We start from the raw sequence: 22,090 nt of genomic DNA, 5'->3' as shown, positions 1-22,090 counted from the left end.
GACCTGTCATGAGCCACGCCCCCCAGCCGCTCGGTGCTCCCGTCGTCCGCCGCGAGGCCCGGGAGAAGGTCACCGGGGCGGCGCGCTACGCGGCGGAGCACACCCCGCCCGGCTGCCTGTACGCCTGGCCCGTCCCCGCCACCGTGCCCAAGGGGCGGGTGACCGCCGTCCGGACCGCCGACGCGCTCGCCCTCCCGGGCGTGCACACCGTGCTCACCCACGACAACGCCCCCCGTCTGCACGCTCCCGAGGATCCGACCCTGGCGGTGCTCCAGGACGACCGGGTCCCGCACCGGGGCTGGTACGTCGCGCTGGTGGTGGCCGACAGCCTCGAAGCGGCCCGGGCCGGAGCCGACGCGGTGGTCACCGAGTACGCACGCGAGAGCCACGACGTCGTACTCACCGACGCCCATCCCGCGCTCTACACCCCCGAGAAGGCCAACGGCGGCTTCCCGGCGGTCCGCGAACGCGGCGACTTCACCCGGGCCTACGAGGACGCGGAGAACCGGATCGACACGACGTACCGGATCGGCCCCCTGCACAACCACCCCATGGAACCGCACGCCACCACCGCCCGGTGGACGGACGGCAGGCTGACGGTCCACGACTCCAGCCAGGGCTCCGGCACGGTCCGCGACACCCTGGCCGCCGTCTTCGGGATCGAGACGGACCGGGTGACCGCGATCTCCGAGCACGTCGGCGGCGGCTTCGGTTCGAAGGGCACCCCCCGCCCCCAGGTGGTGCTCGCGGCCATGGCCGCGCTGCACACCGGCCGGCCGGTGAAACTCTCCCTGCCGAGGAAGCAGCTGCCCTCCGTCGTCGGCCACCGTGCGCCCACCGTGCACCGCATCCGGATCGGCGCGGGCGACGACGGGGTGATCACCGCCCTCAGCCACGAGGTCGCGACCCACACCTCCACCGTCAAGGAGTTCGTGGAGCAGGCCGCCGTACCGGCGCGGGTCATGTACGCCTCCCCGCACGGCCGGTCGGCGCACCGCGTGGCCGCCCTCGACGTGCCCACCCCGTCGTGGATGCGCGCCCCCGGCGAGGCGTCCGGGATGTACGCCCTGGAGTCCGCGATGGACGAACTGGCCTGTGCGCTCGGCATCGACCCCGTGGAACTGCGGGTGCGCAACGAACCCGCCACCGAACCCGACTCCGGGAAGCCGTTCAGCAGCCGCAACCTGGTGGCCTGCCTGCGCGAGGGCGCCCGGCGCTTCGGCTGGGGCGACCGCGACCGCCGCCCCGCCTCCCGGCAGGACGGGCGCTGGCTGCTCGGTACGGGCGTGGCCTCGGCGACGTACCCCGTCCTCGTCGGGCCCTCCTCGGCCACCGCGCACGCCGCCGCGGACGGGAGCTACCTCGTCGAGGTGAACGCCACCGACATCGGCACCGGTGCCCGAACCGTCCTCGCCCAGATCGCGGCCTCGGCGCTCGGCACGGCCGCCGACCGGGTCCGGGTCGCGCTCGGCGACAGCGACCTGCCCACCGCGCCGCTCGCCGGCGGTTCCTCCGGCACCGCCTCCTGGGGATGGGCGGTGCACAAGGCGGCCGCCGCTCTCGCGGCCCGGCTCGCCGCGCGCCCCGGTCCGTTGCCGGCCGAGGGGATCACGGTGCGCGCCGACACACAGGAGGAGACCGGCGCGGAATCCCCGTACGCCCGGCACGCCTTCGGCGCCCACTTCGCCGAGACCGCCGTCGACTCGCTCACCGGCGAGGTCCGGGTGCGCCGGCTGCTCGGTGTCTACGCCGCCGGACGCATCCTCAACTCCCGTACCGCACGCTCCCAGTTCATCGGCGGCATGGTCATGGGCATCGGGATGGCGCTCACCGAGGGCAGCACCCTGGACCCGGTGTACGGCGACTTCGTCGAGAGCGACCTCGCCGCCTACCACGTACCGGCCAATGCCGACGTGCCGGCCGTCGAGGCGCACTGGATCGACGAGGACGACCCCCACCTCAACCCGATGGGCAGCAAAGGGATCGGCGAGATCGGCATCGTCGGCACCGCGGCCGCCATCGGCAACGCCGTGCGGCACGCCACCGGGGCGCGGCTGACCGAACTCCCGCTCACCCCGGACAAGGTCCTCCCGTACCTGCCGTAGGGCCGGGAGGTTCTCCGTATCCCGGGGGAGCGGCGTCCACCGGCGGCGATGGTCCATCTGTTGCGCACCCGGCGCAGCGGCGTCACCCTGAGGAGTGACACAGAAGTAATGGCCGCTCACGCTTCGTGCTCAGGGGCCGTCGGTTCACGACGGACACGCACGTGAGTCTCGGCCGTGTTTCGGAATTCCCGCCTGTCCGCCCACTCTCCGGGCGTACGGCGCTCCTTCCGGAACGCGCCCCAGCGGTGAGGAGCCCCGAAGATGACCGTTCCACTCGACCGGCACTATCTGGTCGAACTGCAGGTGTCGGCAGAACGCGTTTCCCAGCTGCGGCGCATCGTCGCGGCGCACCTGCGCCACTGGAGTCTCGAACTGCACGTCCGCCCGGTCTGCCGGGCGCTGGAGGAACTTCTGACCAACGTCCACCGGCATGTCGGCGGCGACAACGAGTGCGTCGTCGAACTCCGCTGGACCGGCCGCCATCTGACGGTGGCCGTCGCCGACCACGGCGAGGGGATGCCGAGGCTGCTCGCCACCGGCGGTGGACTGAGCCGGGTCATGGCGCTCAGCGACAGCTGGGGCACCTGCCGGACGGACGACGGCAAAGTCGTCTGGTTCACCCGGTACGCCGAGGTGCCGCGCCCGACCGGCCTGCTGCCCCGCACGCCACTGGACGGGACTCCCGAGGTCCGGCCGCTGCCCTCCGCGGCTCTCGCCTGACCGCTTCCCTCCCGGGCCCCGCTGCCCGGCCCCATTGCCCGGCCGGTCCGGATCGCGTGCCTGCGGCACGCATGATCCGCGTCGGCCGGGTAGGTGCTGCGAGGGGGCCCGCGTTGCGCGGGGCGCGAAGGCGCGGGACGGTCGAAGAACCCAGGCAAGGAGGCCACTGCCATGCCCATCGCGACGGTGAACCCCGCGAACGGTGAGACGCTCGAGACGTACGACGCGATCGGCGCGGAGGAGATCGAACGGCGGATCGCCACCGCGTACGACACCTTCCGCACCTACCGCACCACGGGATTCGCCGAGCGGGCCGCCCTGCTGGAGAAGGCCGCCGACCTGCTGGACGCGGACCGCGACGCCATCGCCCGCACCATGACCCTCGAAATGGGCAAGCCGCTGGCGGCGGCGCGCGCCGAGGCCGCCAAATGCGCCAAGGCCATGCGCTGGTACGCGGCCCACGCCGAACGGCTGCTGGCCGACGAACACCCCTCGGACGACGACGTCAAGGACTCCGGGGCCACGCGCGCCCGGGTCCACTACCGGCCACTGGGCGTCGTTCTCGCCGTGATGCCGTGGAACTTCCCGCTCTGGCAGGTGGTCCGCTTCGCGGCGCCCGCACTGATGGCGGGCAACGTGGGGCTCCTCAAGCACGCGTCGAACGTCCCCCGGACCGCCCTCTACCTCGGCGATCTCTTCCGCCGGGCCGGCTTCCCGGCCGGCGCCTTCCAGACGCTCCTGGTCGGCTCCGGCGCCATCGAGGAGATCCTGCGGGACGACCGCGTCGCCGCGGCCACCCTCACCGGGAGCGAACCCGCCGGCCGTTCCGTCGCCGCCATCGCCGGGGACACCGTGAAGAGGACCGTCCTCGAACTCGGCGGCAGCGATCCCTACCTCGTCATGCCCTCCGCCGACATCGAGCGGGCCGCGAGCACCGCCGTCACCGCCCGGGTCCAGAACAACGGCCAGTCCTGCATCGCCGCCAAGCGGTTCATCGTCCACACCGACGTGTACGACGCCTTCGCGACCCGCTTCACCGCGGCCATGGAGGCCCTCACCGTCGGCGACCCCCTCCAGGAGTCCACCGACGTGGGCCCGCTCGCCAGCGAGCAGGGCCGCACCGACCTGGAGGAACTCGTCGACGACGCCCTCGGCAAGGGAGCGGAGGCCCTCTGCGGCGGAGGCCGACCGGAGGGGCTCGGCGCAGGGCTGGAGCACGGCTGGTTCTACCGGCCCACCGTCCTGGCGGGCATCACCCCGAAGATGCGGATCCACCGCGAGGAGACCTTCGGACCGGTGGCGACCCTCTACCGGGTGTCCGGCCTCGACGAGGCCCTGGAGGTCGCCAACGACACGCCCTTCGGACTCAGTTCCAACGTCTGGACCCGGAAACCGGGCGAGATGGAGCGCTGTGTCCGCGACCTCGACGCAGGCGGCGTCTTCTTCAACGGTATGACCGCCTCCCACCCCGCCCTGCCCTTCGGCGGGGTGAAGCGCTCCGGGTACGGCAGGGAACTCGCCGGCCACGGCATCCGCGAGTTCTGCAACGCGACAACCGTCTGGTACGGCCCCACGGGTGACGACGGGGCGTGATCCCGCCTCAGAGCCCCGGACCCCGAGCCCGAGCCCCGACCCTGACCCCCGAGCCCCCGACCCCGAGCCCCGAGCCCCGGACCGCTTCCGCCCGGCCGCCGGGCCCGCCGGCGCCTCGTCCACCCTCCAGGAGGAGACTCCCTCGTGACCAGCACCGCCGGGCAGCCGGCATCCCCTTCGACCGCCCCCGCGGACGGCTCGACCGCCCTCACGGACGACGAACTCGCCGCCCTCGACGCCCACTGGCGGGCCGCCAACTACCTCGCGGTGGGACAGATCTACCTCATGGCGAACCCGTTGCTGGAGCAGCCCCTCACCCGCGAGCACATCAAACCGAGGCTGCTGGGCCACTGGGGCACCTCGCCCGGCCTCAACCTCGTCCACACCCACCTCAACCGGGTGATCAAGGCGCGGAACCGGCCCACGCTCTGCGTCTGGGGACCCGGACACGGCGGCCCCGCCGTACTCGCCAACTCCTGGCTGGAGGGCAGCTACTCGGAGACGTACCCCGACATCAGCAGGGACGCCGAGGGCATGGGGGCGCTGTTCAAGCAGTTCTCCTTCCCCGGCGGAGTGCCGAGCCACGTGGCGCCCGAGACACCCGGCTCCATCCACGAGGGCGGTGAACTGGGCTACGCCCTCACCCATGCCTACGGCGCCGCCTACGACCACCCCGATCTGCTCGTCGCCTGCGTCATCGGCGACGGGGAGGCCGAGACCGGACCGCTCGCGGCCTCCTGGCACTCCAACAAGTTCCTCGACCCGGTGCACGACGGTGCCGTCCTGCCGATCCTCCACCTCAACGGGTACAAGATCGCCAACCCGACGGTCCTGGCCCGGCTCCCCGAGGACGAACTCGACCAGCTGCTGCGCGGATACGGCCACGACCCGATCCACGTCAGCGGCGACGACCCGGCCACCGTCCACCGCGCGATGGCCGCCGCGATGGACCTGGCGCTGGACCGCATCGGCGAGCACCAGCGCGCCGCCCGGGGCGGCCGGTCCACCGGACGCCCGCGCTGGCCGATGATCGTGCTGCGCACCCCCAAGGGCTGGACCGGGCCCGCGGAGGTCGACGGGCTGCCCGTCGAAGGCACCTGGCGCGCCCACCAGGTCCCGCTCTCCGGAGTCCGCGACAACCCCGACCACCTGCGGCAGCTGGAGGCATGGCTGCGCTCCTACCGGCCCGGCGAGCTCTTCGACGACGCAGGCCGCCCCACCGCCCAGGTGCTCGCCACGACGCCCGAGGGCGATCTCCGGCTCGGCGCGACCCCGTACGCCAACGGCGGGCTGCTCCTGCGCGACCTCCCGGTACCCCCGCTGGACGACTACGCCGTCCCCGTCGACAAGCCCGGCGCCGGCTCCCACGAACCCACCCGGGTGCTCGGCCGGCTCCTCGAAGGCGTCATGGCGGCGACCTCCGCGCGCCGGGACTTCCGCCTCGTGGGCCCGGACGAGACCGCGTCCAACCGGCTCGACGCCGTGTACGGAGCCACCGGCAAGGCATGGCAGGAGAAGACGCTCCCGACCGACGAACATCTCGCCCGCGACGGCCGGGTCATGGAGATCCTCTCCGAACACCTCTGCCAGGGATGGCTGGAGGGCTACCTGCTCACCGGGCGCCACGGGTTCTTCTCCAGTTACGAGGCGTTCGCCCACATCGTCGACTCCATGGTCAACCAGCACATCAAATGGCTGCGCACCTCACGCCGGCTCGCCTGGCGACGCCCCATCGCCTCGTTGAACTACCTGCTCAGCTCCCACGTCTGGCGCCAGGACCACAACGGCTTCTCGCACCAGGACCCCGGGTTCGTGGACCACATCCTCAACAAGAGCCCCGAGGTCGTCCGCGTCTACCTGCCGCCGGACACCAACACGCTGCTCTCCACCGCCGACCACGTGCTGCGCAGCCGCGACTACGTCAATGTGATCGTCTCCGGGAAGCAGCCGACCTTCGACTGGCTGACCATGGACCAGGCCCGCGCCCACTGCGCCCGCGGCGCCGGGGTCTGGGAGTGGGCGGGTACCGAGGACGGCACCCGCGAGCCCGACGTGGTGCTCGCGTGCGCGGGAGACGTCCCCACGCTGGAGACCATGGCCGCCGCCGACCTGCTCCGGCGCCATCTGCCCGACCTCGCCGTACGGGTGGTGAACGTCGTTGACATGACCCGGTTGCTGCCGCACGGCGAACACCCGCACGGCATGCCCGACAACGAGTACGACGCGCTCTTCACCCGGGACAAGCCGGTCATCTTCGCCTACCACGGCTACCCCTGGCTGATCCACCGCCTCGCCTACCGCCGGGCCGGCCACGCCAACCTCCACGTACGCGGCTACAAGGAGGAGGGCACGACCACCACCCCGTTCGACATGGTGGTACGCAACGACCTCGACCGGTACCGGCTCGTCATGGACGTGGTCGACCGCGTGCCCGGACTCGGCGTCCGCGCGGTCGCCGTACGCCAGGCCATGGCCGACGCGCGGACCCGCCACCACGCCTACATCCGCGAGTACGGCGAGGACATGCCGGAGGTGGCCGACTGGACCTGGACCGGCTGACCCGGTTGAGCGCCTTCCGGGACCGCCCCCGCTCCGGGGCGGTCCCGGTCCGGCTCCTGAATGCGTGAGCCGGACCTGTTGGTCCGAGGGCGGCACTCAGTAGCGCAGCACCGCCGCGATCCGGCCGTGCTCGGCCAGGGTGTCGTCCGGGAGGAACACGACCTCGGCGCCGCTGTCGAGGGCGCCCTCGACGAGCTCGTCCACCACGTCCTCGCGCACCGTCTCGTCGCCGGGCGGCACCTCCTCGTCGCCCACCGGCACGAGGTGGCCCCCGGTCGTCCGCGCGGTCTCCTGGAAGTGCTCCTCCACCACGACCAGCCCGGCCCGGCCCTCCTGCACGGCGGCCCACACTTCGTCGAGTCCGCCCGCGAAGGTCTTGGCACCACGGGCCCCGTCCAGCCGGGCGCGCACCTCGGCGGCGCGGCGCTCCGCGTGTTCCGCCATCGCCGTGCCGAGCTCCGCCAGCAGGGCGGACGGCGCGATGTCGGCGGGAGCCCCCTTGGCGACCCGGCCCACGGCCGCGTGAGCGCCCTCGCCGGCGTTGTCCAGCAGCGCGAGCGCGGGCGGCAGGCCCACCAGGTACAGGGGACGCGGGTCGGCGGCGAGTACGGCACGCAGCTGCTCGTCGGCCGTACGGAGGAATTGGCGGGTCTCCTCGTCGCTGTAGGTGCTCGGGGTGTCGCCGATCCGCTCCATCCGCTGCGGGTTCGGTGCCTCGCTCGGCGCGGTCAGCGGGAAGCCGCCCCTCTCCTCCAGGTGCACGGAGTCCGCCGTGCCGCCCCAGAGGGCCGCACGGTCGGCGGCGACGGTCAGCGCCCAGTACGGCTGGGACTGTGCCTTGGCCGCGACGAGGTTGCGGGTCAGATAGGAGTCGCTCAGCACCACCCGCTCGGGTGCGGTACGGGGCAACTGCCAGATCTGGTACTCGTCCGTGCTCACGAGGATCACCAGGGACTCCAGCGCCCTGCGCGCGTCCACCTCGGCGACCGCACGGTCCAGCTGCGCCCGGAGGGCGGCGGCGGTCTCACGCGACACCCGCGGATCGGCCTCCAGCCGGCTCGTGGCCCCGGCGACCAGATTGCGCAGCCTCACGGCGTCCTGGGCGTTGTCCGGAGCGCGGCGGTGGGTGGGCATCGTCAGGGACAGAACCGGATAGGCGCGGGTCGTCCGCAATTCCTTGAGTACTCCGGTGGTCAGGGCGTCCGTGTCCATCGTTCCCTCCCAGGGGTTCGATTCCGGTGGGGGACCCGGCGCGGTGTACCGCGGGGCCCGGGCCGTTCCCCGCTCCAGGGGACGGAAGGCCCGACGAGTCAATTCATACCTTTTGATCCTAATATGAGCCAATTAGTCGGTGACATGCTCGGGAGGTAGCGGTATGTCCACCCTTACCGTGTGGAAGTTCCGGACGGCGGACGCGGCGGAGCACGTGGAGGCGTCGCTCAAGTCCTTGCAGAAGGAGGGGCTGATCAAGATCATCGACGCGGCGGTCGTCAGCTGGCCCGCCGACCGTGCGAAGCCCCGCACCAGACAGCTCCGCAACCTGGTCGGCGCCGGGGCCCTCGGTGGCACCTTCTGGGGCATGCTCTTCGGACTGCTCTTCCTGATGCCACTGCTCGGCGCGGCCATCGGGGCCGCGGCCGGGGCGCTGGGCGGGAAGCTCGCCGACGTCGGGATCGACGACGACTTCATCAACGAGGTCAAGGAACAGGTCACGCCCGGGACTTCCGCGCTCTTCCTCCTCACCATGAACGAGATCACCGACCGCATCGGTGCGGCGCTTCCCGGTGGGGGCGCCGAACTGCTCCACAGCAACCTGGACGCCGCGAGCGAGGAGAGGCTCCGCAGCGTCTTCGCCGAGGATGCAGAGGATGCCGAGGACGCGCAGGACGCCGAGGACCCCAGTGCCGGCTCCGACGGTGCCGGGGGCGCGGCCCGGGCCGGAGCGGCCGACGGAGACAGGTGAGTCCGGCCGGTGCGGAGCCGTCCGGGGCGCGGTCCGCGTCCGGGGCGCCGTCCGGGGCGCCGTTTCCCTCCGACGGCGACGGGGCGGGAGCCGCGGGTGCGGTGACCGCCGCCCTCGGTGAGCTGCGTGCGCGGTTCGCGGGGGTGCGGCAGGGTGAAGTAGCCTCCTACATTCCCGAGTTGACCCGGGCCGATCCGGATGCCTTCGGGCTCGCCCTGGTCAGCATGGACGGTCATGTCTACAGCGCGGGCGAGGCGCGCACGCTCTTCACCGTGCAGTCCGTCTCCAAGCCGTTCGTCTACGCCCTGGCTCTGGCGGAGCTGGGGCTGGACGAGGTGTCGGCCTGGGTGAACGCCGAGCCCAGCGGCGAGGCGTTCAACGCCATCAATCTGGAGCGCGGGACCGGCCGTCCCGCGAATGCCATGGTGAACGCGGGTGCCCTGGTGGCCTGTTCGCTGATCTCCGACACCTCGGACCAGCCGAGGTTCGAGCGCATCCTGTCCTGTCTCGGGCGGTTCGCGGGACGGGCGCTGGACGTGGACGAGGCGGTGTACCGCTCCGAGTCCGCGACCGGTGACCGCAACCGGGCGCTCGCGTACCTCGTCCGCAGCGCCGGTCAGCTCCCCGTCGACCCGATCACCGCCACCGAGACGTACTTCCGGCAGTGCTCGGTCCGGGTGACCGCTGTGGACCTGGCGGTCATGGCGGCCACTCTGGCCCACGGCGGCGTCAACCCGGTGACCGAGGACCGGGTCGTGTCGGAGGAGGTCGCGGCCCAGGTGCTGGCCGTCATAGCCACCTGCGGAATGTACGACGCGTCGGGGGAGTGGCTGCTGCGCGTGGGGCTGCCGGCCAAGAGCGGGGTGTCGGGCGGCCTGATCGCCGCCGGTCCGGCACGGTTCGGGCTCGCCTCCTACAGCCCGCCGCTCGACGTGGCCGGCACCTCGGTGCGCGGGAGGTCCGCCTTCGCCGCCCTCTCGGAGCGCCTCGGGCTCCACCTGATGCTCAACCCCGCGCTGCCCGGCTCCACCGTCACGCTCGTCACCACCGGGGAGGATTTGCCGTCCGGCGGCAGTGCGGCGGAGCAGGGGCGGGTCGCGGTCGTGGCCGCTCAGGGGTCGCTGGACTTCACCGCCGCCGAACGGGTGCTGTACGGACTCGACGAGGCCGCTTCCGGAGGTGCCCCGTCCGTGGTGCTGGACCTGCGCCGGGTGAACGCGATCGAGCCGGTGGCCTACGCGATGCTTCGGCAGGGGCTGGCCCGGCTGGAGAGGTCCGGTCACCACGTGGCTCTCGCCGACCCGGACGGACGGCTGGCTGACCGGCCGGGTCGGCGAGAGCCACGTGGTGATCACCCGTCACCGGCCGGTGGTGACCCGGGGAGCGACGGACCGGCCGGCGGAGGAGACCCGCCGGTCGCCGCCCCGCCGAGCTTCCCCTCGCTGGACGAGGCAGTCGCGCGATGCGCGCGGGAGGACGACGGGCAGCGGGCCTGAACGACGGATCCACCACCCGGCCGCACTCCGCGCCGTCACCGCCCCATGGCGGCGCCGGCCCGGAGCGACGGGTCTACCAGATCGACTCGACCCACTCCGGGTGGTCGATGAACGGGTTCCGGTTGTGCTGGTACTGGGTGTATATGACCTCGTTGCGGTTCTTCTCGAACGCGCTCGGCGGGTCCTCCTGGCTCCACTCCTTCAGTACGGACAGCTTGCCGATGTTCGGCGCCGAGCCGTTGTTCACCTTCTCGTTGGGCTCCAGGTCGGCCCAGGCGTCGTCGCCCTCGTAGCGCACCGCCATGTAGAGGATCATCCGCGCGACGTCGCCCTTGTCGGCGTCGCGGGGCTCGAAGGAGTCGGTGTCGGTGTAGTTGCCCGGAGCGCCGGAGACCTGACTGCCGCCGTTGTCGAAGTCCTTGTTGCCCCGGATGGAGTTGACCTGGACGTCGGCCGGGCGCAGGTGGTGCAGATCGGTCCCGGGGCCGGTCGCCGTACCGAAATCGCCGTGCGACTTGGCCCAGACGTGCTCGCGGTTCCACTGGCCGACGTTCCCGCCGTTGTCGTCCTCGGACTGGGACTTGCCGGTGTACAGCAGGATGACGTTGCCGGGGTTGGCGGGGTCCTCGTCGGTGTCCTTCAGCGCTTCCCAGACCTGGCTGTAGGAGACCTTGGTCTGGCTGCTGATGATGGTGTGCAGTGCCGCCTTGAGGGCGGTGCCGGACTTGCCCAGGGCGTTGGCGTAGTAGGTGTCGACCAGAGCGGCCGAGGCGGTGGTGGACGCGGTGGCGGACGTCACCGTGGCGACGGGCGCCGGGGTGTCCGTCGCAGGGGCAGCCGCGGCAGTGCCGGCGAGAACGGTGACGGAGGCGAGGGCGACCAGGAGTGGACGCGCGTAGATTCTTGGGTGACGTGACATCTGGTGACGGGACATGTGGGGTGTCCTCTCCGGGACAGGAAGGGCTGCCGACACCCTCTGATTCGTGGGGGAGGGAGGAGATGCGGCAGTCATGTGAAGGGGGATCTGCTCGGCAGCCTTCCATACGCCCCGTACGTCATGCATGAACGGAACGTAATTATCATGTGCAGGTCAAGTGTCGACCCGTCCCGGCGGCCCCTACCGCATCAGACGTCACATCGGAAGTCGCATCCGTCCTTCTGCGCACGACTCGGTGGCCGTCCCGGGAGCTGCCGACGGCGGCTCCGTCCGGCCTCGGATGCGCGGGCCGCGTCACGGCGCGAGAATTGCCGGAACGACGAGGAGGCGGCATGAGCCAAGATCCCGAAGCCATATCCACCACGCCCGACGCGGGGGCGGTCACGCCGGACCGGTTGCTCCACACGGGGGCGGACGACTCTCCCAGCCCTGAGGACCTGGTCCTCGCGTCGGGCCGGGACGTGACACCGGAGAGTCTCGAATGGGCCCGGCGCAAACTCGCCGAGGAAGGCCGTTCGGCCATCGACAAGCGGCTGCCCTGAGGCCGGTGGGCTCCGGGCGGGCGTGCTCGGCGCGGCGGGCGCTCCCTCCCGGGTTAGCCTGAACGCACAATGAACTGTTTGACGACGTCACAGGGCCCCGTCGACCTGGCCCGTTTCCCCGAGCACCCGCGCGACCCCTTCCGTGCCTGGGACGCGGCCGACGAGTACCTCCTCAGCAGGTTGGACGGCCCGCCGGAGCCCGGTGCCGCCGGACCGGCCGGTCCGGTCGGCCTCTCCGGCACCGTCGTGGTGGTGGGCGACCGCTGGGGCGCGCTCTCCACGGTGTTGGCGCGGCACCGGCCCGTGCAGATCTCCGACTCCTTCCTCGCGCAGTGCGCCACCCGCGCGAATCTCGCCCGCAACGGCGTCGACCCCGATGCACTACGCCTGCTGTCGTCGCGCGACACCCCACCGGAGCGGATCGACGTCCTGCTCGTACGCGTGCCCAAGAGCCTCGCGTTCCTGGAGGACCAGTTGCACCGCCTCGCCCCCTCCCTCCACGAGGGCACCGTGGTCATCGGCGCGGGGATGGTCAAGGAGATCCACACCTCCACGCTCAAGCTCTTCGAGCGCATCGTCGGTCCCACCCGCACCTCGCTCGCGGTCCGCAAGGCCCGGCTGATCTTCTCCACCCCCGACCCCGCCCTGGCGCGCACGCCCAGCCCGTGGCCGTTGCGGTACGAACTCCCCACGGACGTCGGGATTGCCGCCGGGCGCACGGTCGTCAACCACGCCGGCATCTTCTGTGCGGAACGGCTCGACATCGGCACCCGCTTCTTCCTGAAGCACCTGCCCACACGCTCGGGCCCCGACCGCGTCGTCGACCTCGGCTGCGGCAACGGAGTCGTCGGTCTCGCGGCGGCCCTCGCCAACCCGGACGCCTCCGTCCTCTTCACCGACGAGTCGTACCAGGCAGTCGCCTCCGCCGAGGAGACCTTCCGGGCCGGCACGGAGCCGGGCCGTGAGGCGTCGTTCCACGTCGGGGACGTACTGGCCGACGTGGAGCCCGGCAGCGTGGATCTGGTCCTCACCAACCCGCCGTTCCACTCCCATCTGGCGACCACCGACGCCACGGCCCGGAACATGTTCCACGGCGCGCGCACCGCGCTGCGGCAGGGCGGCGAACTCTGGGTCGTCGGCAACCGGCACCTCGCGTACCACACGCAACTGCGCCGGATCTTCGGCAACTGCACCACCGTCGCGGGTGACCCGAAGTTCGTGGTCCTGCGCGCCGTGAAACGCTGACTCGACGAGCACGGGTGGTCCGGTGACGGCCGTCCGGCACCGGACCACCCGGAGCCGTTGCCGGACGCGCGTCCCGCTCGCGCGGGCGCGTCCCGCGAGCGCGCGGTGGACGTGGGTGCGTACGACCCGGTGCACCCGGACCCGTGCGGCGTACCATGGTGGGCCTCTCCCGCGACCGGTATCCGCCCCGCTCCGAGCTGGAGGCCCACGCGATGAACGACGCCGACCCCGGCATCTTCGGCCCCCGTACGGTCACCTGGCAGATGCACGCCGACCCGATGATGTGGGTCGCCGGGATCCGCGCCCTCTACCTCCAGGCGCTGCACCCACGTGCCGTCCGAGGAGTCACCCAGAACTCCGATTTCCGCCAGGACGCCTGGGGACGGCTGCTGCGCACCGCCGGCTTCGTGAGCGTCCTCACCTACGGCACCACCGAGGAGGCGGAGGACGCGGGCGCCCGGGTCCGCGGGATCCACAGCCGCATCACGGCCACGGACCCGGAGACCGGCGAGACCTACGGCGTCGGCGAACCGGGGCTGCTCCGGTGGGTGCACTGCGCGGAAGTCGCCTCCTACCTCGAAGTCCAGCGCCGCTCCGGCTACCCGCTGACCGACGCTCAGGCCGACGCCTACGTCGACGAACAGCGCCGCAGCGCCCGCCTCGTCGGACTCGACCCGGCCACCGTCCCCGCCACCACCGGCCGGCTCGACGCCTATTTCGCCGGCGTCCGGCCCGAACTCACGGCCTCCGCGGAGGCGGCGGAGGTCGACGACTTCCTGCGCCGCCCACCCGTCCCCGCCCTGCTGGTGCCCGCCCGCGCCGCGCTCTGGCGGCAGGTCGCCGAGCTCGCCTACGACTCCCTGCCGCCGTACGCCCACGAGCTGTACGGCCGCCCCGCCCCGCCCGTCGCCACCGTCGACCGGCGGCTGCGCGCCACCGGCCGGCTCCTGCGGGTGGTACCCGCGCGACTGCGCCGGCAACTTCCGCCCCGGCGGATCGAGGCCGCGATGGCCCGACTCGGCCCCGGCAGCCGCCCCGACCCGCGCCGGCTTCCGGGACGGGCCGCCATACTGGAACCGCCGGGGAGGGCGCGTACGTGACGGAGCGACGGGGGGTGACGGCGGACCATGGCGGAGACCAGGCTGATCCAGGGCCGGTACCAGCTGCTCGATCTGATCGGGCGCGGCGGGATGGGCGAGGTGTGGCGGGCCCGCGACGAGTCCTTGGGCCGCCAGGTCGCCGTCAAGTGCCTCAAGCCGTCCGGCCCCCCGCGCGACCGTTCCTTCACCCGCGTCCTGCGGGAGCGGTTCCGCCGTGAGGCCCGGGTGGCCGCCGCGCTTCAGCACCGGGGCGTCACCGTCGTGCACGACTTCGGCGAGGACGACGGCGTGCTGTACCTGGTGATGGAGCTGCTCGAAGGGCGCAACCTCGGCCAGCTCCTGGAGGACAACGGCAGGCGGGCGCTGCCCGTCGACGACGTGATCGACATCGCCGAACAGATGGCCGACGCCCTGGGCTACACCCACCGGCAGGGCATCGTGCACCGCGACCTGAAGCCCGCCAACATCATGCGGCTCACCGACGGCACGGTGAAGATCTGCGACTTCGGCATCGCGCGCCTCGCCCAGGACATCGGCTTCACCTCCAAGCTGACCGGTACCGGCATCTCGATGGGCACCCCTCACTACATGTCGCCCGAGCAGATCGGCGGAGTCGCTGTCGACCAGCGCAGCGACCTCTACTCGCTGGGCTGCGTGCTCTACGAAATCGCCACCGGGGTACCGCCGTTCGACCTGGACGACGCCTGGGGCATCCTCGTCGCCCACCGCGACACACCGCCGCGCCCGCCGCGGGCCCACCGCGCCGAACTCCCCGAGTTCTTCGACCGGGTCGTGCTCGACCTGCTGGCCAAGTCTCCCTCACAGCGCCCGGAAGACGCCGGTTCCGTGCGGCGGCGGATCGGCCTCGCGCGTACCGGCGGCGAGCGGGAGACCGGCCCGGCCGGACGCCCGTACCCCCTGCCGGCCGCACGCCCCGCGCTGCCGCCGGCCGCCGGTCCGGGCGAACTGCCCGTATGGACCCGCTCGATGACGACCGGCCGACGCGCCACCGGCACTCGGAGCCCGGACGCGGAACCGGTCGACCACGCCGCCGCGCTGACCGGCACGTGGACGACCGGCGTCCGCCTCCCGGCATCCCGGGCCGCCGGCGAGGTTCCGGCCTCCGACGCGCTCCGCTCCCTGGCCGGACGTCACGAGGAGGGTCTCGCCCTCTCCCGCATCGGGCGCTGGGCCGAGGCGGAGGAGATCCACCGCGCGGTCGCGACGGAACGCGCCCGGCTGCTGGGGCCCGCCCATCCCGAGGTGCTCGCCGGCCGGTACGAACGAGGCATCTGCCTCAGCCGCACCGGGCACGACACCGAGGCGCTGGGAGAGTTCGGGCAGGTCGCCGAGGGCCGGGCGAGGGCCTTCGGCCCCGACCACCCCGGGACGTTGGCGGCCCGTCAGGAGACGGCGTACGTACTCGGGCGCCTCGGACGCCACGCCGAGGCGCACCGGGTGTACGCGGCGGTGCTCGCCGCCCGGGAGCGCACGGCGGGCCCCGACCACCCGGACACCCTGAGCTGCCGGCACAACATGGCGTTCAACCTCGGCCGGCTGGGCCGTGCGGAGGAGTCGTACCGGATGTCCCGCGAGGTCGCCGACGCACGCGCACGGGTGCTCGGCGCCGGTCACCCCGACACCCTCGTGACCCTCTTCGAAGTGGCCTACGCACTGGGCCGGGCGGGGCGGTGGCAGGAGGCCCTGGACACCTACACGCAGGTCGCCCGGGGCCGGGTCCTCGCGCTGGGCGCCACCCACCCGGAGACGCTCGCCACCCGCCAGGAGATCGGCATCTGCCTCGGCCGCCTCGGACGGGGCGCCGAAGCGACGGAGCTCTACCGCACCCTCGTGCACGACCGGACGGAGGCGAGCGGTCCCGACGACCCGGAGACGCTCCGGGCCCGGCACGGCCTGGGCGTCAACCTCGGACGCCTCGGCCAGTGGGAAGGGGCGCTGACCGAGGCGCGCGCGGTCTGCGCCGCGCGGGAACGCACCCTGGGCCCCGACCACCCCGACACCCTCGTCAGCTGCCGCGAGATCGCCGTCTCACTCGGTTGGCTCGGCCGTTGGGCCGAGGCGCTCGTCCTCTACCGGCGGGTCGCCGAGGCCCGGACCCGGGTGCTGGGCGCGGGCCACCCCGACGCGGCGGCGAGCCGCGACGACGAGGTCCGATGCCTCCAACAGCTGTCCCGAGCCGCCTCGTTCACGGAACCGCGGCCCTCCCCGCCTCCCGCGCCACCGCGCCCGGGAGCACCGTCACACCGGTGAGCGCGACCGGCGCGCCGTCGTCGAAGGCCGCCCCGCCGACCCGCGCCGACGCGGCGATTCGACGGCGGCTGCGCCCGGCAGACCCGGGAGACGGCGATCGCCTGGAACCGCGGCCCCGCTCCGCCGTGCGGCCACGGTGTCGGGCCGCACCTCACGTCGTCGCTCAGTCCGCCGAAGGGGACCAGCCGGCCGCCGCGATACGGGTCGCGTCGGCCGGGCGGGCCTCGTCGAAGAGCACCCGGCCCGCGTCGGTCACCCGGATCGCGTCGACGTAGACCCCGCGCCCCACGTACAGCTTGTCCGTCGCGTAGCGCCAGCGCAGCAGGATCTCCCCACCGCGCCAGGCACCCAGGTCGGCCACCGCGGTGTGCCAGATCCGCCCGGACCAGCCGGACACCGTCCCCGTCGGGTGGGCGGTCGCCGGAGTGCCGTGCGCGCCGGCGGGCACGGTGGTGAACGGAACCGGCTGCCACCCGGCGCCCGCGTCGGCCGACACCTCCAGGTGGAGCGCGTCCGAATCCGGCTCGGTGTCCCACCAGAGCGCGCACTCCAGCCGTGCCCGCTCGGAGACGGGCCGCAGAGCGGGCAGCGTCAGCAGGGCGCTGGAGGCGCTCGCCATCCCCGAGAACCAGGCGGTGCGCCCGCGCACCGGGCGGACCGCGACGGCGCGCGCCATCCGGTCGGCGGTGGCGACGCGCGGTGCGCTGCCCGATCGCCAGTTGCGCACCGGGTGGACGGAGTTGCCGAGCACGATCAGGAACGAGTCGGTCGTCGGATCGATCACCAGACTGGTGCCGGTGAACCCGGTGTGGCCCGCCGTGCGGGGGGTGGCCATCGCGCCCATGTACCAGTGCTGGTGGAGTTCGAACCCCAGCCCGTGCGCGTCGCCGGGGAACGCCGTGTTGAAGTCGGTGAACATCAGCTCGACCGACTCCTCGGACAGGATGCGGGCACGCCCGTAACTCCCGCCGTTGAGCAGCGTACGGGCGAGGATCGCCAGGTCCCAGGCGCGGGAGAAGACCCCCGCGTGACCGGCGACCCCGCCCAGGGAGTACGCGTTCTCGTCGTGCACCTCTCCCCGGACGAGCCCTCGGTCGAGCCCGGACCAGGGCGGCCGGGCGTCCTCGGTGGCTGCGATGTCCGGCAGCCAGGAGGCCGGCGGGTTGTAGCGGGTGCGCCGCATCCCGAGGGGCCCGGTGATCTCGTCCCGGAGCAGGACGTCGAGCGTCCGGCCGGTGATCCTCTCCAGGATCAGCTGGAGTGAGATCAGATTGAGGTCGGAGTAGAGGTACGCCGTGCCGGGGGCACTGATGAGCGTCTCGTCCCAGACGAGCTGGAGCTTTCCCTCCCGCGACGGCGCCTTGTAGAGCGGAATCCACGACCGGAAGCCCGAGGTGTGGGTCAGTAGTTGGCGTACCGTCACCGTGCCCTTGCCGCCCCCGGAGAACTCGGGGAGGTACGAGGCGACCGTGGCCTCCAGGGTGAGTCGGCCGCGCTCGATCTGCTGCACTGCCAGGATCGAGGTGAAGAGCTTGGACACGGAGGCCAGGTCGAAGACGGTGTCCTCGGTCATCGGCACCTGCTGGTCGGCGGGGAACTCCACCCCCGTGTCGGTCTTCTCGTCGTACGACGCGTACCTGACCGCCATGCCGATCGGCCGGTGCAGGGCGACCGTACCGCCGCGCGCCGCGAGCAGGACGGCCCCCGCGTACCACGGGTGGCTGGGGGAGTCCTCCAGATAGGTGGCGGCCACGTCGACGAGGGCGTTCAGCCGCTCCTCGATCAGCCCGGCGCGCCCGGCGGAGCCGTGGCGCAGGGTGGGCCGACTCGCCGCTGTGGTCATACCGGTTCCCGTTTCCGCCCGTGGGTCCGGGACCTCCGCGCCGGAGGTCCCCGTGCCGGGTCCGGCGCCCGCCGCCACACCCGCCAGGGGGAGCGGTGCCAGGGCGAGAGCCCCGCCGAGCGCGAGTATCCCGGCGCCCAGCCTCCGCCGGCCGATCCCGAAACCCTTCGTGTCCCCGGTCATCCGTGACCCCTCTCGGTGCATGTCGACCCTCGTGAAAGTAACTTCCGAAAACTCGTCCGATCGTGAAACTCGCTGCCGAGGAAGAGGGTACTGGCGGCGCCGCCGTTCCGTACGGGGTCGCGCACGGCAGGGACTGACGCGCCGTCGGGGAAAATGACGTGAGCGTTCCGCCCGGGTGTCCGCGCCACCCTTGACCGTTGGCCTCCGGCCGCACAGGATTCCGGCCATGACAGGTGTTCGAAGCAGTACGGTCGACGGCGTCCTGACCCGCAGCGCCCGGCGGGCTCCCGGCCGCACCGCGATCCGGTACGCGGACCGGTCGTGGACCTATGCCGAGCTGGACACCGCGGTCACGACCGCCGCAGCGGTCCTGACCGGTGAGCACGGGCTGCGGCACGGGGACAGGGTCGCCACCTACGCGCACAACTCCGACGTCTACCTGATCGCCTACCTCGCCTGTGCCCGTGCCGGTCTCATCCACGTACCGGTCAATCAGAACCTCACCGGGGCGGACCTGAGCCATGTCCTCGGCCAGTCCGGCAGCTCCCTCGTCCTCATCGACCCGGACCTGGCCGCCCGTGTCCCCGCGGTACATCGGGTCCGGACGCTGCGCGACGCGCCGGGCTCCCTGCTCGAAGCCCTCGGTACGAGCCGCCCGTTCACCCCCGAACGCGTCCCCGGCGACGACGACGTCGTCCAACTCCTCTACACCTCGGGCACCACCGCGCTGCCGAAGGGCGCGATGATGACGCACGGGGCCCTCGTGCACGAGTACGTCAGCGCCGTCACCGCTCTCGGCCTCGGTGCGGCCGACCGGCCGGTGCACGCACTGCCGCTCTACCACTCCGCGCAGATGCACGTCTTCCTGCTGCCCTACCTCGCGGTGGGCGCGGAGAACACCGTCCTGGACGCCCCCGACGCCGTCCGGATCTTCGACCTCGTGGAGGCGGGGCGGGCGGACAGCCTCTTCGCCCCGCCCACCGTCTGGATCAAGCTCGCCAACCACCCGGAGTTCGCCACCCGCGACCTGCGCGCCCTGCGCAAGGCGTTCTACGGTGCGTCCATCATGCCGGTCCCCGTACTGGAACGGCTGCGCGCCCGCCTGCCCGGTCTCGCCTTCCACAACTGCTTCGGGCAGAGCGAGATCGGACCGCTCGCCCTCGTCCTCGGCCCCGACGAACACGAAGGACGCATGGACTCCTGCGGCCGGCCCGTCCTCTTCGTCGAGGCACGCGTGGTGGACGAGGACGGCACGGAGGTTCCGGACGGCACCGCCGGCGAGATCGTCTACCGCTCACCGCAGTTGTGCCAGGGGTACTGGCAGATGCCGGAGGAGACCGAGGCGGCCTTCCACGACGGCTGGTTCCACTCCGGCGACCTCGCGGTGCGCGACGCGGAGGGCTACTTCACCGTGGTGGACCGGATCAAGGACGTCATCAACTCCGGGGGCGTGCTCATCGCGTCCCGGCAGGTGGAGGATGCCCTCTACACCCATCCCGGAGTTGCCGAAACCGCCGTCGTCGGGCTGCCCGACGAACGCTGGATCGAGGCTGTCACCGCCGTGGTCGTCCTGCGGGACGGGTTCTCGGCCTCCGAGGAGACCGCCACCCGCCTGATCGCCCATGTCCGCACGCAACTCGCTTCCTTCAAGGTTCCGAAGAGAGTCGTCTTCGCGGAGGATCTGCCGCGCAATGCCAGCGGCAAGATCCTCAAGCGCGAACTCCGCGAGCGTCACGCGGCGAAAACGTCGTGAGCCCGCCGCCGGAGCACCTTCCCCCGGTCGCCGGACCGTCCTGAGTCCGGATCGTAGAATTCATGCCCAAATGTCGCTGTTGGCAGCCCGGTTCGGCATCGAATGGGCCACGGTCGTGCGACAGGTACGTGTATCTTTCCGCGCTGCCCCCAACTGCCTTGACCTGGTCCTTATCCGTCGCTTACTTTTCGGCCTGCTCGTCTGAAAAGTAGGGGTCCCGTACGGGGCCAGGGGAGGGAACGTTGTGAACTGGTACGTGGACGTACTCAAGAATTACGTGGGCTTCAGCGGGCGCGCGCGCCGCCAGGAGTTCTGGATGTTCACGCTCTTCAACGCCATCGCGCTCATCGTGCTGGTGATCGTCGGAGCGCTCATAGACACGCAGATCCTCTACTCGATCTACGTGCTCGCCATATTCCTGCCGAGCCTGGCGGTCAGCTTCCGCCGGCTGCACGACACCGGCCGCTCGGGCTGGTGGGTGCTGCTGGGCATCATTCCGCTCGTCGGGTTCATCGTCCTGCTCGTCTTCACGGCGACCGAGGGCCAGGCCGGCGCCAACGAGTACGGACCCGACCCGAAGCACGTCGGCTGATCGACTCGGCCGACCGACGCGCTCCGCACGCGGAGCGGCAGACAACCCGGAGGCCGGGACGGCGCGAGCCGTCCCGGCCTCCGGGCGTGTGTGCGGACCTGCCGCGACCCGCACGGCACTCCCGCGACGACGGCCTTATCATGACCCCATGACCGGCGAGCGAGACCTCCGTACCCTCCTGCGCTCGATGAGGCCCGAGCTGAACGACGGCCGGTACGTCTTCACCAGCGTGCGCCGGGACTCCGTACCGGCAGGCGTCTCTCCCGTCGTGACGGTCATGGAGCGCGAGGGGCTGACCCTGGTCCTGCCGGAGCACGAAGCGAGGGAGGCCGGCCTCTCCCATGCCTTCCCGGCAGGCTGGATCACCCTCCGGGTGCACTCCGCCCTCGACGCGGTGGGGCTGACCGCAGCCGTCTCCCTCGCGCTGACGGACGCCGGCATCAGCTGCAACGTGATCGCCGGATACCACCACGATCACCTCTTCGTCCCGTACGGGCGGGCGGCCGAGGCCGTCGCCGTACTGGAGTCGCTCGCGGCCGAGTAGACGCTTCGAGTCCCGCGTCGCGCGTCCCGGGAGCCCCGGGCGTCCGTCCGGGCCCGGCTCCGCGACGTGAGCCGGGCCACGTAACATGGCTGCATGTCCTTCCTCCGCCGTCGCAGCGCCGCCACTCCCGCCGGCCCGGACTTCGATGTCCTCGCCATGGACCCGGGGGACTGGCCCGGGAACCTCGGTGCCGGTCTGCTGCCCGCGCCCGACGGCACCTGCCAGGGCGTCTTCCTCCGGTACGACCTCTACGGCGGCCGCGGCCCCGCCATGATCATCGGGAATCTCCCGACGGGCTCGCCCGCCCGCGAGACCGAAGAGGGACAGGTCCCCTTCGAGGTCGCGCAGCTGCTCCTCGCCCTGGAGAACGACGAGCCGGTGGAAGTCACCTCCACCGAGGACATTCCCGTGATGCAGGGCGACAACCTGCTGATCGTGCGCCGCGTCAAGCTCTCCGAGACGCGTATCGCCTGCGTGCAGTTCGACCGCAGCGACGGCGTCCTCGTCACGATCGCCAGCTGGGACCGCCCGATCACCGACGACCTCTACGCGCTGCTCAAGCCGCTGCCCGCGGAACTCTTCCAGCAGGGCTGACCCGCAGGGCCCGGAGCACGGCGGAAACGTTGCTGCGGGCGACGGAGTCC

17 protein-coding genes are annotated in these 22,090 nt (G+C 72.2%); 14 read left to right on the top strand and 3 right to left on the bottom strand.

Features of this window, described 5'->3' with window-relative positions; translation table 11 throughout:
- The first annotated feature begins 8 nt into the window (after positions 1 to 8).
- The 4 genes from ACFYPN_RS22355 (at position 9) to ACFYPN_RS22340 (ending at position 6,977) form a co-directional block, all read left to right on the top strand.
- Positions 9 to 2,105 (top strand): xanthine dehydrogenase family protein molybdopterin-binding subunit, encoded by a 2,097-nt coding sequence (locus ACFYPN_RS22355; RefSeq protein ID WP_389300415.1) that lies wholly within the window; start codon positions 9 to 11, stop codon positions 2,103 to 2,105.
- 261 nt (positions 2,106 to 2,366) lie between these two features.
- Positions 2,367 to 2,825: an ATP-binding protein gene (locus ACFYPN_RS22350; RefSeq protein WP_389300413.1), complete on the top strand. Its 459-nt coding sequence runs from the start codon at positions 2,367 to 2,369 to the stop codon at positions 2,823 to 2,825.
- A 171-nt stretch (positions 2,826 to 2,996) separates the two neighbouring features.
- The gene (locus tag ACFYPN_RS22345) at positions 2,997 to 4,418 is read left to right on the top strand and encodes an NADP-dependent succinic semialdehyde dehydrogenase (protein WP_389300410.1); all 1,422 of its coding nucleotides are present in this window, start codon (positions 2,997 to 2,999) and stop codon (positions 4,416 to 4,418) included.
- A gap of 144 nt (positions 4,419 to 4,562) precedes the next feature.
- Positions 4,563 to 6,977, top strand: coding sequence for a phosphoketolase (locus tag ACFYPN_RS22340; RefSeq protein ID WP_389300408.1), 2,415 nt, complete (start codon positions 4,563 to 4,565; stop codon positions 6,975 to 6,977).
- A 96-nt stretch (positions 6,978 to 7,073) separates the two neighbouring features.
- Here ACFYPN_RS22340 and ACFYPN_RS22335 read toward each other — a convergent pair whose 3' ends face one another.
- Positions 7,074 to 8,189, bottom strand: a complete 1,116-nt coding sequence (locus ACFYPN_RS22335) for a chemotaxis protein (protein ID WP_358765918.1) — start codon at positions 8,187 to 8,189, stop codon at positions 7,074 to 7,076.
- A 163-nt stretch (positions 8,190 to 8,352) separates the two neighbouring features.
- On the opposite strand from ACFYPN_RS22335, the gene ACFYPN_RS22330 reads away from it, so the two are divergent.
- Together ACFYPN_RS22330 and glsA are read left to right on the top strand one after the other, a co-directional pair.
- Positions 8,353 to 8,940 carry a DUF1269 domain-containing protein gene (locus ACFYPN_RS22330; protein ID WP_358765916.1) on the top strand — a complete coding sequence of 196 codons (588 nt, stop codon included), beginning with the start codon at positions 8,353 to 8,355 and terminating at the stop codon, positions 8,938 to 8,940.
- Positions 8,941 to 9,041: 101 nt separating this feature from the next.
- Positions 9,042 to 10,436 carry a glutaminase A gene (gene glsA / locus ACFYPN_RS22325; RefSeq protein WP_389300405.1) on the top strand — a complete coding sequence of 465 codons (1,395 nt, stop codon included), beginning with the start codon at positions 9,042 to 9,044 and terminating at the stop codon, positions 10,434 to 10,436.
- A 73-nt stretch (positions 10,437 to 10,509) separates the two neighbouring features.
- Here the strand turns inward: glsA and ACFYPN_RS22320 are convergent, their stop codons facing one another.
- Complete coding sequence (locus ACFYPN_RS22320) at positions 10,510 to 11,355, bottom strand: endonuclease (RefSeq protein ID WP_358766154.1); 846 nt, start codon at positions 11,353 to 11,355, stop codon at positions 10,510 to 10,512.
- A 350-nt stretch (positions 11,356 to 11,705) separates the two neighbouring features.
- Between ACFYPN_RS22320 and ACFYPN_RS22315 the strand changes: the two genes are divergently transcribed.
- The 4 genes from ACFYPN_RS22315 to ACFYPN_RS22300 all read left to right on the top strand — a co-directional run bounded on the left by ACFYPN_RS22315 (position 11,706) and on the right by ACFYPN_RS22300 (position 16,531).
- Positions 11,706 to 11,915: a hypothetical protein gene (locus ACFYPN_RS22315; protein ID WP_358766150.1), complete on the top strand. Its 210-nt coding sequence runs from the start codon at positions 11,706 to 11,708 to the stop codon at positions 11,913 to 11,915.
- Between the two features lie 69 nt (positions 11,916 to 11,984).
- Positions 11,985 to 13,160, top strand: a complete 1,176-nt coding sequence (locus ACFYPN_RS22310; protein ID WP_358766148.1) for a methyltransferase — start codon at positions 11,985 to 11,987, stop codon at positions 13,158 to 13,160.
- 212 nt (positions 13,161 to 13,372) lie between these two features.
- The gene (locus ACFYPN_RS22305; protein WP_358766152.1) at positions 13,373 to 14,260 is read left to right on the top strand and encodes an oxygenase MpaB family protein; all 888 of its coding nucleotides are present in this window, start codon (positions 13,373 to 13,375) and stop codon (positions 14,258 to 14,260) included.
- Between the two features lie 27 nt (positions 14,261 to 14,287).
- A complete protein-coding gene (locus ACFYPN_RS22300) occupies positions 14,288 to 16,531 on the top strand; it encodes a tetratricopeptide repeat protein (RefSeq protein ID WP_389300400.1) in 2,244 nt (747 codons plus the stop codon).
- 163 nt (positions 16,532 to 16,694) lie between these two features.
- Here the strand turns inward: ACFYPN_RS22300 and ACFYPN_RS22295 are convergent, their stop codons facing one another.
- Positions 16,695 to 18,557 (bottom strand): serine hydrolase, encoded by a 1,863-nt coding sequence (locus ACFYPN_RS22295; RefSeq protein WP_389300397.1) that lies wholly within the window; start codon positions 18,555 to 18,557, stop codon positions 16,695 to 16,697.
- Between the two features lie 226 nt (positions 18,558 to 18,783).
- On the opposite strand from ACFYPN_RS22295, the gene ACFYPN_RS22290 reads away from it, so the two are divergent.
- The 4 genes from ACFYPN_RS22290 (at position 18,784) to ACFYPN_RS22275 (ending at position 22,040) form a co-directional block, all read left to right on the top strand.
- Positions 18,784 to 20,310, top strand: coding sequence for a fatty acyl-CoA synthetase (locus tag ACFYPN_RS22290; protein WP_389300395.1), 1,527 nt, complete (start codon positions 18,784 to 18,786; stop codon positions 20,308 to 20,310).
- A gap of 244 nt (positions 20,311 to 20,554) precedes the next feature.
- Positions 20,555 to 20,902, top strand: a complete 348-nt coding sequence (locus tag ACFYPN_RS22285) for a DUF805 domain-containing protein (protein WP_358766141.1) — start codon at positions 20,555 to 20,557, stop codon at positions 20,900 to 20,902.
- A 148-nt stretch (positions 20,903 to 21,050) separates the two neighbouring features.
- Positions 21,051 to 21,446 carry an ACT domain-containing protein gene (locus ACFYPN_RS22280; RefSeq protein WP_358766156.1) on the top strand — a complete coding sequence of 132 codons (396 nt, stop codon included), beginning with the start codon at positions 21,051 to 21,053 and terminating at the stop codon, positions 21,444 to 21,446.
- A 93-nt stretch (positions 21,447 to 21,539) separates the two neighbouring features.
- A complete protein-coding gene (locus tag ACFYPN_RS22275; RefSeq protein WP_358766158.1) occupies positions 21,540 to 22,040 on the top strand; it encodes a hypothetical protein in 501 nt (166 codons plus the stop codon).
- Positions 22,041 to 22,090: the final 50 nt, after the last annotated feature.

Source organism: Streptomyces sp. NPDC005576 (assembly GCF_042871745.1).
Lineage (GTDB): Bacteria > Actinomycetota > Actinomycetes > Streptomycetales > Streptomycetaceae > Streptomyces.
Note: the sequence above shows the minus strand (reverse complement) of the source record. Positions and strands in the feature narration are given on the sequence as shown.